The sequence below is a fragment of the Pseudobutyrivibrio ruminis genome (assembly GCF_015057245.1).
Lineage (GTDB): Bacteria > Bacillota > Clostridia > Lachnospirales > Lachnospiraceae > Pseudobutyrivibrio > Pseudobutyrivibrio ruminis_E.
This window is the reverse complement of the sequence record NZ_SVET01000003.1, coordinates 200,191-213,565: the sequence shown is the minus strand read 5'-3', so window position 1 is coordinate 213,565 and position 13,375 is coordinate 200,191. Positions and strand designations below refer to the sequence as shown.

Genomic DNA, 13,375 nt, shown 5'->3' with positions numbered 1-13,375 from the left:
ATGGCTAATTGGAAGAGTAATGTTAGAGAGGTAGTACCTTACACTCCAGGCGAGCAGCCTAAAACTAAGGTAATTAAGCTAAACACAAATGAAAATCCATACCCACCAAGTCCTTTGGTGGGTAAAGCTATTTCTAAAATAGAATTGGATTCTCTTAGAAAATACCCGGATCCAGGATGTCAGTCACTGATTTCGGCGTTGGCTAAATATCATGGGTTTGATGCGGAAAATGTTTTTGTCGGAGTTGGCTCAGACGATGTTCTTGCAATGAGCTTTCTTACATTTTTCAATTCAGATAAACCAATCTTTTTCCCAGACATTACCTATTCGTTTTATGATGTTTGGGCATCACTTTTTAGAATTCCATTTGAGACTAAAGCACTTGATGAGGATTTTAAAATTATAAAAACCGATTATGACATGCCATGTGGAGGAATAGTTATTCCTAATCCTAATGCACCTACAGGAATAGCAGAGCCTGTTTCATTTTTCGAGGACATTGTTAAGGCACATCCTGAGTGTGTAGTGATTATAGATGAGGCCTATGTGGATTTTGGTTCTGAGTCTGCTATAGATTTAGTTCGTAAATACGATAATGTTTTGGTAGTTCGTACATTTTCTAAATCAAGAGCTATGGCAGGAAACCGTATTGGTTACGCTATTGGTTCAAAGGAGCTTATTAAGTATCTATCTGATTGTAAGTTTTCGTTTAACTCATACACAATGGATACAATCACGCTACAAGCAGGTGTTGCTTCAATCGAGGATGACAGTTATTTCAAGGAAAAGCTTGATGCTGTTATTACCACCAGAGAATGGACAAAGGCTCAGCTAAAGAACCTTGGATTTACGTTCCCAGATTCAAAAAGCAATTTCATTTTTGCAAAGCATGAATCTATGGAGGCTTCATTCATTTTTGAAGAGCTGAAAAAGCGTGGCATTTATGTACGCTATTTTTCAAAACCACAGCGTATATCAAATTACTTGCGTATTTCTATTGGAACAGATGAGGAGATGCAAGTATTTATAGATGAATTAGAAAAGATATTAAAAGGAGTTTAGATTTAATGATCAAGTATTTAACAGTATTTTTTATTTCGATGGTTCCACTTATTGAGCTTAGAGGGGCTATTCCATTTGCCTATGGATTTAAGGCTGCAGATCCAAGCTTCAATTTACTTTTAGCTTATATTCTTATTGCCATTGGAAACATGATTCCGGTACCAATCATTTATTTCTTCGCAAGAAAGGTACTTGAGTGGGGCAAGGATAAGCCAGTTATCGGTGGTTTCTTTACATTCTGCCTTGAAAAAGGTGAAAAGGGTGGCAAGAAGCTTCAGGAAAAGGCTGGTAGAGGTCTTTTCGTAGCATTGTTATTGTTTGTTGGTATCCCACTTCCAGGAACAGGTGCATGGACAGGTACACTTGCAGCATCAATCCTTGATATGGACTTTAAGTCTTCAATCCTTGCAGTAATCTGCGGTGTGGCTTTAGCCGGAATCATTATCGGTGTTTTATGTACACTTGGTCTTGGTGCATTTATAGGAGTGACAGCTTAATGGAAACAGTTAATATGTTGATAAATGTTGTAGCTATTCTTGTTGGCCTTGGGCTTTATATGGCTGTTATGAATTCTGCCTGGGGCAAGAAACATCAGGAATACATGTATGCAATAATGCTAGGGACAATACTTGTAGCTGTTCTAGTAGGAGGTTTTATTAGATGGCTAGTAATAGTAAGGTAAAAAAATCTGGTAGTACTGCCTGCGAATATTGTAACAATTTCGTATGGGACGAAGAGGATGAGCAATATTATTGCGAAATGGATATGGACGAGGATGATTATGTTAGGTTGGTAACAGGTCATTACAGTGAATGCCCATATTTTGTTAATGGAGATGAGTACAAGGTAGTACGCCATCAGATGTAAAATATTTGTATTTATCAGTTAAATAATACAAATTATTATGATATTATATTTCTAGTTTTATTTAGGAGGTCAATGAAGTGAGAAAATTTAAAGCTTCAAAAGTGTTTAAGTCACTTGCAGCGTTGATGCTTGCTGTAGTGATGACAGTATCCACACCAATCACTGCAAATGCAGCTGGTGCACAGGGTATCGATGTATCAAAGTATCAGGGGGCAATTAACTGGGCAGCAGTAGCTCAGTCAGGAGTTACATATACATTTATTAAGGTAGGTAGCACAAAGAGTGGTGTTGATCCTTATTTTGCAGCTAATGTAGCAGGAGCACAGGCTGTAGGTATTCGTACAGGTGTATATATTTATTCATACGCAACAACAGTTGAGGCTGCTATCCAGGAAGCAAATCTTGTTCTTCAGTGGATTGAGCCATACAACATCAACTTCCCAGTAGCATTCGATTTCGAAGATGCAACTCAGAAGGGTATTGATGCTAATACATGTACAGCAATGGCAAATGCATTCTGTAGTGTAATCGCTCAGGCTGGTTACACACCAATGCTTTACACATACACAAACTTCTACAAGGCACACTTTACATCAGCACTTGCTTATGATAAGTGGATTGCTCAGTATTCAGATCACAATGATATTGCTGGCTGGGCTATTTGGCAGTATTCATCAAGCGGAGCAGTTGCAGGTATCAGCGGCCGTGTAGATATGAACGTAGCACAGAAGGACTACACAGCATTCATTCCAGCAGCAGGTCTTCTTGATTTAGGCGCAGGAAATGTTTACTTCTTCAACAACTACCGTAAGCAGTTTGGTTGGGTAGATATTGCAGGAGTTAAGTATCATACAGATGAGACAACAGGTATTGTTACAACAGGTTGGTATGTAGATCCAGCAGGTACAGGTACATACTACTTCACACCTGGTACAGCTAATGCAGCAGTTGGTCTTACAACAATTGACAAGGCAATTTATTACTTCAATGAGGCTTCACAGCTTCAGACAGGTTGGTTAGAGCTTGGTGGAAGCACATTCTTCTTTGATCCACTTGCAAACGGTGCACTTTACACAGGATGGTGGACAGATCCTACAGTTGGTACACGTTACTTAGATACAACAGACGGACACATGCTTGTTGGTCTTGCTGTAATCGGTAAGGATATGTACTACTTTAACGAGCAGGGCTTACAGCAGGTAGGCTGGGTAACAGTTAATGGTCTTACATACATGTTCAATCCTAACGACAACGGAAAGATGTACAAGGGATGGTGGACAGATGCAACAGGCACATACTACTGCGATCCTTCAGATGCTCACAGAGTATCAGGTCTTGTAGCAGTTGATGGTTCTATGTACTACTTCAACGAAGCAGGACAGATGCAGGTAGGTCTCATCACAATCGGTGGTGCAACATACTACTTCGGAGCAGACGGAAAGATGCTTACAGGCTTACAGACAATCGGAACAGCAGCTTACTACTTTGGAGCTGATGGAAAGATGGCAACAGGCCTTATAAACGCAGCCGATGGTAGTGTTTACTATGCAGGTTCAGATGGAATGCTTATCGCTGGTCAGACAGTAAAGATTGGTGGAAGTGATTACCTCTTTGGACTTGATGGAAAGCTTGTAATCAATCAGACAATCCAGATTGGAACAACTTTGTATCAGACAGATGCAAATGGTGTAGTAGTAGCTTCAGCTCCAGCTGCAGCTGCTGCACCTACTAAATAACGGTAAAGAGAAATTTAGGCTAGCCTAAACAGTAAGAAAGCCCATAGTAGGCATCAAGCTCTGATAATTCTAAAGCGAGGCATGTCGCCGAGCGTAGAATTCATCAGGCTTGTAGCCGTAACTATGGGCTTTCGTAAATTTTACACAGCGTATATTATTTTAATCCTACATATTTCTCTTCGCAGTATTTGCAGCGATAGATTTCACGTTCCTCATCAGTGAGGATGAAGATTTGGTCTAGCTCTTGCTCAACGGTGCTGATGCAACGAGGGTTTTTGCAAGAGATTACATTTTTTATTTCGTGAGGTAGCTTAAGCTGTCTCTTTTCTACAATAACGTCATCTTTAATAATGTTGCAGGTGATGTTGTGATCAATGAATCCAAGAATGTCTAAATCGACACGTTCGATTGGACATTCTATTTTTATAATGTCTTTGCGGCCCATTTTGTTGGACTTAGCATTCATAATCATGGCGATAGTGCAATCGCTGCCAAGGTTATCCAAATGAAGGTCGCGGTAAATTGTCATGGATTCGCCGGCCTTGATATGATCAAGCACGAATCCCTGGTGAATTCCACTTATATTTAGCATATTATCCTCCTATACTAATTCCAAAAGAGTAAGTATCAAAGCCATTCGGATGAATACTCCGTATTTAGCTTGAGTGAAATACATAGCTCGTGGATCATCGTCAACGTCTACAGAGATTTCATTAACTCGTGGAAGTGGATGAAGAACCATCATATTTTCTTTTGCAAGCTTCATCTTTTCTGGTGTAAGGATGAAGAAATCCTTCAAGCGGATGTAGTCTTCTTCGTTGAAGAAACGTTCTTTCTGTACACGTGTCATGTAGAGAATATCCAGCTCTCCCATAACATCGTCTAAAGAATCAACTTCTTTGTACTCATATCCATTTTTTTCTAAAACATCTTCGCGAATATACTCAGGAACTTTGAGTTCTTCAGGTGAAATTAGTACGAATTTGATTCCAGGATAACGTACTAACGCATTGATAAGAGAATGAACAGTACGGCCGAATTTTAAATCACCGCAAAGTCCGATAGTAAGATCTTTGATTTCTCCACGTAAAGAGCGGATAGTAAATAAATCTGTAAGTGTTTGAGTGGGATGCTGATGACCGCCGTCTCCTGCGTTAATAACTGGAATAAGTGATCGCTGAGAAGCAACGAGTGGAGCGCCTTCTTTAGGATGACGCATAGCGCAGATATCTGCGTAAGAAGAAATGACGCGAATGGTGTCGGAAACACTTTCGCCTTTGGCTGCTGAAGAAGAATCAGCTGAAGAGAAACCAAGGACTGAACCACCAAGATTAAGCATGGCAGCCTCAAAAGATAGTCGTGTACGTGTGCTTGGTTCGTAGAAACATGTAGCAAGCTTTTTGCCGTGGCATTTCTCGGAATACGAGTCTGGATGATTTTTAATATCCTCCGCCAGGTCCATTAGCTGCTCTAGTTCCTCTCTAGAAAAATCTAGAGGGCTCATTAGATGACGCATTGGAAATCCTCCCTATTTAAATTAATTTCCTGATAACTAAATCGTCTAATTATATCACACTCGTTTCAAAAATAAACTAGTTATGTTAAAATTGTTTCCATGAAATATGCGGATATAATTATTGATATCTCTCACGAGAGATTGGATAAGACATTTGAATATATTGTGCCTACAGAGCTTGAAAATCAAGTAACTGAGGGTGTTCAGGTAGTAATTCCATTTGGACAGGGCAATCGCGCCATCACAGGATATGTGGTGGGATTGCACAACAAGCCGGAGTTTGATGTTACAAAGCTGAAGCCTATTGCAAGAGTGCTAAAAGATAGCATTGCCATAGAGTCTCAGCTTATTTCTTTGGCTGCATTTCTTAAAAAGAATTATGGTTCTACTATGAATCAGGCGTTAAAGACAGTTATTCCTATTAAGAAAAAGGAAAACGAAAAGCTAAAGAAAGAAATTAGCCTGAATATTTCACTTGAACAGGCCCAGATTGAGTTGACACAGATTCTTACTAAAAAGAATCATGCAGTGGGAAAAGAACGCCTTTTGAGAGAGCTTCTTGAGGTGGATGTTCTTGACTGGGAGCTTGCTACAAAAAAGCTTCAGATTCCATCGTCAAATATCAGGGATTTAGAATCTAAGGGAATTGTTAAGGTTGAGTCCGTTAGAACATTCAGAAACCCTCATATCAACAAGGACGCAAATCAAAAGCACATCGTTTTAAATGAGGAGCAGGAAGCCGCTGCAGAAACAATCAAAGCAGATATAGATACAGGTCGAAGAAAGACATATCTTATCCATGGTGTTACAGGCTCAGGCAAAACAGAAGTATACATGGATGTTATGGAGCATGTGATTTCCATGGGACAGCAGGTAATTGTCCTCATTCCGGAAATCGCCCTTACATACCAGACGGTTATGCGATTTTATACCAGGTTTGGTGATAAAGTAAGTATCCTAAATAGTAGGATGTCTCCTGGAGAGCGTTTCGATCAGTTCGAGAGAGCTAAATCAGGGGAAATCAGCATTATGGTAGGACCTCGTTCTGCACTGTTCACACCATTTGCAAATCTTGGATTGATTATAATTGACGAGGAGCACGAGCCAAGCTACAAATCCGAAGTCATCCCTAGATATCACGCTAGAGAAACTGCAGTGTACCGTGCAAAGCTTGCAGGTGCTACTGTAATCCTAGGCTCGGCTACCCCTAGTCTTGAGGCATACAGTCGCACACAGACTGGAGAATATCAGCTTATTACTCTTCATTCCAGAGCGATGGGGCAGGATATGGCCTCTTGCGAGATAGTAGACCTTAGGGCAGAGCTTCAGTCTGGCAATCGTTCTATGCTTAGTCGCAGATTGCAGGAATTGATGGCAGATAGATTAAACAAGCATCAGCAGATTATGCTGTTCTTAAATAGACGTGGGCTTATGGGCTTTGTTTCTTGTAGGGCCTGCGGCCATGTGTTAAAATGTCCACATTGCGATGTTGCTCTTCATTTACATGCAGGTGGCAAGATGAAATGTCATTATTGCGGTTACACAACAGTGGCAGCAAAGACATGTCCAAGCTGCGGTAGCAAGTATATCGGCAGCTTCAAGGCCGGTACTCAGCGCCTGGAGGAAATAGTAAAGGAACTATTTCCAACAGCAAGGGTCCTTAGAATGGACGCTGATACCACAAAGGGCAAGGATGGTCACGAGGAAATCCTATCAGCATTTGCAGCACACGAGGCAGATGTTTTGATAGGTACTCAGATGATTGTCAAAGGTCACGATTTTGCAAACGTCACTTTAGTTGGTATAATAGCAGCAGATATATCACTAAACGAAAGCGATTATCATAGTGGGGAGCGTACATTCCAGCTTCTTACTCAGGCAGTAGGACGAGCTGGTAGAGGCTCGGAGCCAGGCATTGCAGTTATTCAGACATATCAGCCTGATAACTATTCAGTAGTTGCCTCTGCAAACCAGGATTATGACAGCTTCTATAGTCAGGAGTATGCATACAGACGCTTGCTTTCATACCCACCATGCTCACATATTTTGGGCATACAAGTTAGCTGCGACAAGCAGCAGGATGCTATCAAACAGGCAGATATTCTAGCAGATATCATCAGACAGGCGGATTCAAACATCATTATCATGGGTCCGGAGGACGCCTATATTGGAAAGCTAAAGGACGTTTACCGTAGGGTAATCTACGTAAAGGCCGACGAATACGATAGGCTTGTTAATGTAAAAGATACTATCGAGGCATTCTTATTGCAGCAAAAGCAATACAGAAATACCTCTACATGGTTTGATTTTGATCCGATATCTACAATATAACAGGATTTTAGAAAGGAATTATTATGGCACTTTTAGAAATTAGAGAATATGGTAAAGACGATGTTTTACTTAAGAAGTGTAAGCCAGTAAAGGAGCTTACACCACGTCTTAAGACACTTATCGAGGACATGCTTGATACAATGTATGATGCAGACGGTGTAGGTCTTGCTGCACCACAGGTTGGCGTTCTTCGTCGTATCTGCGTTATCGATATAGGTGAGGGCCCAGTTGTTCTTATCAACCCAGAGGTTATTGAAACATCTGGCGAGCAGACAGGCAGCGAGGGATGCCTTTCAGTACCAGGAAAGACAGGTATCGTAACTCGCCCAAATTATGCAAAGGTAAAGGCATTAAACGAAGATATGGAAGAGATTATCGTGGAAGGTGAGGAGCTTATGGCAAGAGCACTTCTTCATGAAATCGATCACTTAGACGGTAATATCTACGTAGATAAGGTAGAGGGAGAGCTCTACAATGTAGAAGATTTCCTTGAGGAAATTGAAGACGAAAATTAATAGTATCCTTTTTGATAAAGGCCATCAACTGTATGTTGATGGCCTTTGTTGCATTTAATGGTTAAAATATAGACATAGATGATAAATATTTAACAATGTGCCGGCAAATTAATTGTTAAATGTAAAAGGAGGAAATAAATTGAAGTATCAAGGACTTTTCGAGCCTATTAAAATTGGCAAGCTCGAAATTAAGAACCGTTACGCAATGGCTCCAATGGGACCACTTGGTCTTGGAGATTGCGAAGGTGGATGGAATGACAGAGGTATTGATTACTACACAAGACGTGCTCAGGGTGGCATTGGTCTTATCATTACAGGTGTTACTTTCTCTGATACAGAGGTAGAGAAGCCTTCATTCCCTAACACACCAAACTCAACATACAACCCAGTTCAGTTCGTAAGAACTAGCCGCGAGATGACCGAGCGTGTACATGCTTATGGCTCAAAGATTTTCTTACAGATGTCAGGTGGATTCGGACGTGTTACTATCCCAACAAACTTAGGTGAGTTCCCACCTGTTTCTGCATCAGCAGTACCTCACAGATGGTTAGACAAAACATGTCGTCCACTTACTGTAGAGGAGATTCATGGTATTGTAGAAAGCTTTGGTAAAGGCGCATACAATGCAAAGCGCGCTGGTTTCGATGGTGTTGAAATCCATGCTGTTCACGAAGGATACCTTATTGACCAGTTTGCTATTTCATTCTTCAACCAGAGAAATGATGAGTACGGCGGAAGCTTAGAGAACAGACTTCGTTTTGCTAAGGAAATCCGTGAGGAAATCGCAAAGACATGTGGATGGGACTTCCCAGTTGCAATGAGATTCTCACTTAAGTCTATGATTAAGGACTTCAGAGAAGGTGCTCTTCCAGGCGAGGAATTCGAAGAGAAGGGACGCGACATCGAGGAAGGTATCGAGGCTGCAAAGCTTCTTGAGAAGTATGGTTATGATGCCCTTGATGTAGATGCAGGAACATACGATGCATGGTGGTGGAATCACCCACCAATGTATATGGAGAAGGCTCCTTACAAGGAATTTGCAAAGATTACAAAGGAGCATGTAAACATCCCTGTTATTATGGCAGGCCGTGTTGACAATCCAGATACAGCACTTGATTGCTTAAACAATGATATCTGCGACATGATTTCACTTGGTCGTCCAACACTTGCAGATCCAGATATCGTAAACAAGATTCGTACAAACAAGCTTAGCCAGATTCGTCCATGTATCAGCTGTCAGGAAGGCTGTATGGGACGTATCCAGACATACTCACTTATCAACTGTGCTGTTAACCCACAGGCTGGTAAGGAAAGACTTAACACATACAACCCAATCGTAAAGAAGAAGAGAGTTCTTGTTGTAGGTGGTGGTGTAGCAGGTTGCGAGGCTGCACGTGTACTTGCAGAAAGAGGACATGAGCCAGTTCTTTACGAGGCAGCAGGACGCCTTGGTGGAAACCTTATCCCTGGTGGTGCTCCAGCATTCAAGGAGGACGATATCGCCCTTGCAAAATGGTACGAGGATGAAATGACTCGTCTTGGTGTGGAGGTTCACCTTAACACAAAGGCTACAGAGAAGGAAATTCTCGATAAGAGCTTTGATGCAGTTATCATGGCTACAGGTTCTCGTCCAAAGATGTTCTCACTTGGCGATGATGAGAAGGTTTACTCAGCAGAGCAGGTACTTCTTGGACAGAAGGAAGCTGGCAACAATGTTATCGTTGTTGGTGGTGGACTTGTAGGTTGCGAGCTTGCACTTGATCTTGCTCAGAAGGGCAAGAAGGTAACTATCGTTGAGGCACTTGATAAGCTTATGGCAGTGAACGGACCACTTTGTTCAGCAAACAAAGAAATGCTTGAAAAGCTTATTCCTTTCAACGGCATCGATGTTGTTACAGGTGCTCGCGTTACAGGCTTCAACAATGGCGTTCTTTCAGCTACTGTTGGAGAAGAGACAAAGGAACTTAATGCTGATAGCGTAGTTCTTTGTGTTGGTTATGCTAGCGAGAACACTCTTTACAACCAGTACAAGAACGAGCTTGATGAGGTTTATCTCCTTGGTGATGCTAGACAGGTTTCAAATATCATGTATGGTATTTGGGATGCCTTTGAAGTAGCAAACCACATTTAATATAAATTAGTTTAATAACCACTTTTTTCGTATAATTTTTTTACTCCCCCGTGAATGGCCTTGATGGACATATTGTCTATCAAGGTCATTTATTCTATAATTAATTTTATGAATACAAGAAATTTTAAATGTTTTCAAGCTGTATATGAGGAAAGAAATCTACAGGCGGCAGCCAACAAACTGTTTCTATCACCACAGGGCCTTAGTAAAATTATTAAGAGCATTGAGGATGAATTTGGAACCAGTTTGTTCATTAGGTCCAAGGAAGGTTTCATTCCAACTGAAAGTGGAAGATTATTCTACGAAAGATCTAAAACAATAAGTCGAGATTTAAATGATTTGTTTTCATCAATTGAGGCGTTAAATGATAAAGAAAAACGTTTCAAGGTGGGATTTGCAGCAGGAACAATTAGAGCAATCGACGTTCCTAGTGTTGCATCTTTTATGGCGGATAATCCTGAGATTCTCGCCAGCTGGTATGAGTATGAAAATGAAAATGTAATCCAGCAGGTGGTAAATGATGAAATAAGCTTTGGATTTGTAGTAGGAAAGCAATCTTTAACAGGCGTAGTCTGCGAACACGTAAAAGCGGTTGATTTGGTGGTTTATGTCTATAAAGGACATAGATTTTGGAATGAAAGTCAAATTGAGTTAAAAGATCTGAGGGATGAGAAAATCATTTCCATGAATGAGAAATATCGTGTATATCATGATATTGTGAATGCATGCCATCTCAATGGTTTTGCACCAAATATTATTGCTAAGGTAGATGAAGGTGAATCATTATATCTTTTGGTAAAGAATAGGGCAGGCCTTGGTATTTCACCAAGATTCTTTCCAGAAACAGATGAAATAAAACCACTAGTCATTAAAGACTCATATACATGGAATGTGTATGGAATCTACAGAGAAGACTCTGCGGACAAAGATTTAGCCAAGAAGTTTTTAGCGGCTATTAAATAATTGGGAGAATAAAAATGAATAACGGACATCGTGGAAGTAGCAGACGTCGCAGAAGATTGAGACGTAGAAGGCAGTTGATGATGGCTGCTTGCTGTCTAGGACTTGTAGTATTGGTATTGGGTACAGTTCTCATCGTCAAAAAGGTAAAAGGTACGGATGATGAGCCTGTTGAGGTTGCGGCAGAAGTAGATGTTGCAAATGAAGAGCCTGAGGATGGAACTACAGTTGAAGTGGTAGAGCCTGAGGAGACAGAAGAGACAACAGATGAGACTGATGCGGAAGACCCAGGGGCTTCAACTCAGTCAGAGCAGGGAGCTTCGGTAAATGTGGAGGATATTGTTAATGCCAGCAATGTTGGAGAAAACAGCACCACCACATACGGAATCGACGTATCAAAATTCCAGGGCACTATTGATTGGGCTCAGGTTGCCAGCTCAGGGATTAATTTTGCAATGATTCGTGTCGGCTATAGAGACTCCACAACAGGAGAAATTAAGCCAGATACAAATGCAAAATACAACATGCAGGAAGCAGAGAAAAATGGCATAAAAATCGGAGCCTATTTCTTCTCTACTGCAGTTACAAAGGATGAAGCCATAGAAGAGGCTGATTGGGTTGCAAGCTATGTAGCTCAGTATCCAATTACATATCCAGTAGGATACAACTGCGAGGGCTTCGAAAACAGCACTAGCCGCCAGTACAATCTTACAAAGGATGACAGAAGCAATATTGCTATAGCATTTCTTGGAGAAGTTTATAACAAAGGATATACTCCAATCTTTTATGCTTCTAAGAATGAAATGGCATCAGATGCAAAATGGAACACATCCACAATTGGTGCCAAGTACAAAATCTGGATGGCCTGGTACAATCAGGATTCTTCAAATCTTGCTACAGGACCATCGGCTGGATTCAAATACGATATGTGGCAGTACACCAATCAGGGAACAATCCCTGGTATTACTAAAAAGGTGGATGTGGATGTAGCATACTTTGGGTACAACGGCACAGAAACTGCCAAGGATACTTCAGAACGAGCTACAGCATCAGCTGATGTGGAAGCATTGATGAAGTTTACAGAGGTTAATGAGACTGTCACAGCAAAGAGCAAGACAAACCTCCGTGATAAGCCTAGCCAGGGCTCAGATAGTAAGGTAATGGTTACCCTTGAAAATGGCCAGACAGCTACAAGAACTGGCACAAGCACAAGCGGTTGGTCTAGAGTTGTTTATAACGGCGCCACATACTACGCTGTATCAAGTTATTTGACCACAGATTTAAGTGCACCTGCACAATCTGCAGCGCCAGCTGAGCAAGCTCCGGCAGCAGAGGAAGCACCAGCTCAGGCACCTGGCTTTAAAACTAAGTTTACAGATGTAAATGAAACAGTTACTGCAAAGGAAGTTGTAAACCTTCGTTCAAAGCCAAGTGTTACAGATGCTGATTCTCAAGTAGTAGCCACACTTAGCGCAGGTCAGACAGCCATTCGAACAGGTATCAACAACGAATATGGCTGGTCACGTGTAGAATACAATGGACAAGTTCTTTACTGTGTAAGCAGTTATATAAAGGTTGTGGAATAAGAAAAAGCTGGCATTGCTGCCAGCTTTTTTATTCATGCTTCAAGTAGAATATAGCAAGTTGAGTACGATCTCTCAGATTTAACTTTTCTAGGATGGTGGACAGATAGTTTCTAACTGTACCCTCTGAAAGGAAAAGCTTCTGGGAGATTTCTTTGTTTGAAAAGCCTTCAGCAACAAGCTGGATGACTTCAAATTCTTTTTCTGATATATCGTATTTACGATAATCAAAGCCCTCATCATCGGTGTTGGCCTGATTCATGAGAGTAGGAAGTTTGTCGATGACAGCTCCTCCAAATACGCTTTGACCGTTGATTGCAGCGTGAAGCGCAGCAGGAAGAGATTTGTAATCTTGCTTAAGTAAGTAGCCTTTTACCCCTAGCTTTAACGCTTTTACGATATATTCATCATCTGAAAATGTAGTTAGGAAGAGAATAGTGGCATCACGATGCTTTTCGAGAATCTCTTCAGCCGCCTCAAGTCCATTCATATCAGCCATACGGATGTCCATAAGAAGCAAATCTGGCTCAAGCTCATCATAGAGAGCTACAGCTTCACGACCGCTTCCACCTTTTCCAACTATTTCAAAATCAGCCTCAGCAGAGATAATCATCTCTAGCGACATTGTGATAAGTTCATCATCATCTACAAGTAAAATTCTTTTCTTTTCCATA

The 13,375-nt window shown here is 41.1% G+C and carries 13 protein-coding genes; 10 read left to right on the top strand and 3 right to left on the bottom strand.

Going from position 1 to position 13,375, the window contains the following annotated elements; genetic code table 11:
* From hisC to E7274_RS04705, 5 genes are all read left to right on the top strand, one after another.
* Positions 1 to 1,062: a histidinol-phosphate transaminase gene (gene hisC, locus E7274_RS04725; RefSeq protein ID WP_304174139.1), complete on the top strand. Its 1,062-nt coding sequence runs from the start codon at positions 1 to 3 to the stop codon at positions 1,060 to 1,062.
* 5 nt (positions 1,063 to 1,067) lie between these two features.
* Positions 1,068 to 1,559, top strand: coding sequence for a COG2426 family protein (locus E7274_RS04720; protein ID WP_304174138.1), 492 nt, complete (start codon positions 1,068 to 1,070; stop codon positions 1,557 to 1,559).
* Positions 1,559 to 1,744 carry a hypothetical protein gene (locus E7274_RS04715; protein WP_033151491.1) on the top strand — a complete coding sequence of 62 codons (186 nt, stop codon included), beginning with the start codon at positions 1,559 to 1,561 and terminating at the stop codon, positions 1,742 to 1,744. The genes E7274_RS04720 and E7274_RS04715 overlap by 1 nt, the downstream gene beginning before the upstream one ends.
* Positions 1,723 to 1,929, top strand: coding sequence for a DUF6472 family protein (locus tag E7274_RS04710; RefSeq protein WP_044938395.1), 207 nt, complete (start codon positions 1,723 to 1,725; stop codon positions 1,927 to 1,929). The genes E7274_RS04715 and E7274_RS04710 overlap by 22 nt, the downstream gene beginning before the upstream one ends.
* 77 nt (positions 1,930 to 2,006) lie before the next feature.
* On the top strand, positions 2,007 to 3,665 hold the full coding sequence (locus tag E7274_RS04705) for a GH25 family lysozyme (RefSeq protein ID WP_044938391.1): 1,659 nt from the start codon (positions 2,007 to 2,009) through the stop codon (positions 3,663 to 3,665).
* A gap of 154 nt (positions 3,666 to 3,819) precedes the next feature.
* Here E7274_RS04705 and E7274_RS04700 read toward each other — a convergent pair whose 3' ends face one another.
* Positions 3,820 to 4,257 carry an aspartate carbamoyltransferase regulatory subunit gene (locus tag E7274_RS04700; protein ID WP_090394612.1) on the bottom strand — a complete coding sequence of 146 codons (438 nt, stop codon included), beginning with the start codon at positions 4,255 to 4,257 and terminating at the stop codon, positions 3,820 to 3,822.
* A 9-nt stretch (positions 4,258 to 4,266) separates the two neighbouring features.
* On the bottom strand, positions 4,267 to 5,181 hold the full coding sequence (gene pyrB / locus E7274_RS04695; RefSeq protein ID WP_044938387.1) for an aspartate carbamoyltransferase: 915 nt from the start codon (positions 5,179 to 5,181) through the stop codon (positions 4,267 to 4,269).
* Positions 5,182 to 5,280: 99 nt separating this feature from the next.
* On the opposite strand from pyrB, the gene priA reads away from it, so the two are divergent.
* From priA to E7274_RS04670, 5 genes are all read left to right on the top strand, one after another.
* A complete protein-coding gene (priA, locus tag E7274_RS04690) occupies positions 5,281 to 7,512 on the top strand; it encodes a replication restart helicase PriA (RefSeq protein WP_074792183.1) in 2,232 nt (743 codons plus the stop codon).
* 23 nt (positions 7,513 to 7,535) lie between these two features.
* Positions 7,536 to 8,027 (top strand): peptide deformylase, encoded by a 492-nt coding sequence (gene def, locus E7274_RS04685; protein ID WP_090480201.1) that lies wholly within the window; start codon positions 7,536 to 7,538, stop codon positions 8,025 to 8,027.
* Between the two features lie 139 nt (positions 8,028 to 8,166).
* Positions 8,167 to 10,158 carry an oxidoreductase gene (locus tag E7274_RS04680; RefSeq protein WP_304174136.1) on the top strand — a complete coding sequence of 664 codons (1,992 nt, stop codon included), beginning with the start codon at positions 8,167 to 8,169 and terminating at the stop codon, positions 10,156 to 10,158.
* Positions 10,159 to 10,266: 108 nt separating this feature from the next.
* A complete protein-coding gene (locus tag E7274_RS04675) occupies positions 10,267 to 11,121 on the top strand; it encodes a LysR family transcriptional regulator (protein ID WP_304174134.1) in 855 nt (284 codons plus the stop codon).
* 14 nt (positions 11,122 to 11,135) lie between these two features.
* A complete protein-coding gene (locus tag E7274_RS04670; protein ID WP_304174132.1) occupies positions 11,136 to 12,704 on the top strand; it encodes a GH25 family lysozyme in 1,569 nt (522 codons plus the stop codon).
* Positions 12,705 to 12,732: 28 nt separating this feature from the next.
* Here E7274_RS04670 and E7274_RS04665 read toward each other — a convergent pair whose 3' ends face one another.
* Complete coding sequence (locus E7274_RS04665; RefSeq protein WP_304174131.1) at positions 12,733 to 13,374, bottom strand: response regulator; 642 nt, start codon at positions 13,372 to 13,374, stop codon at positions 12,733 to 12,735.
* Position 13,375: the final 1 nt, after the last annotated feature.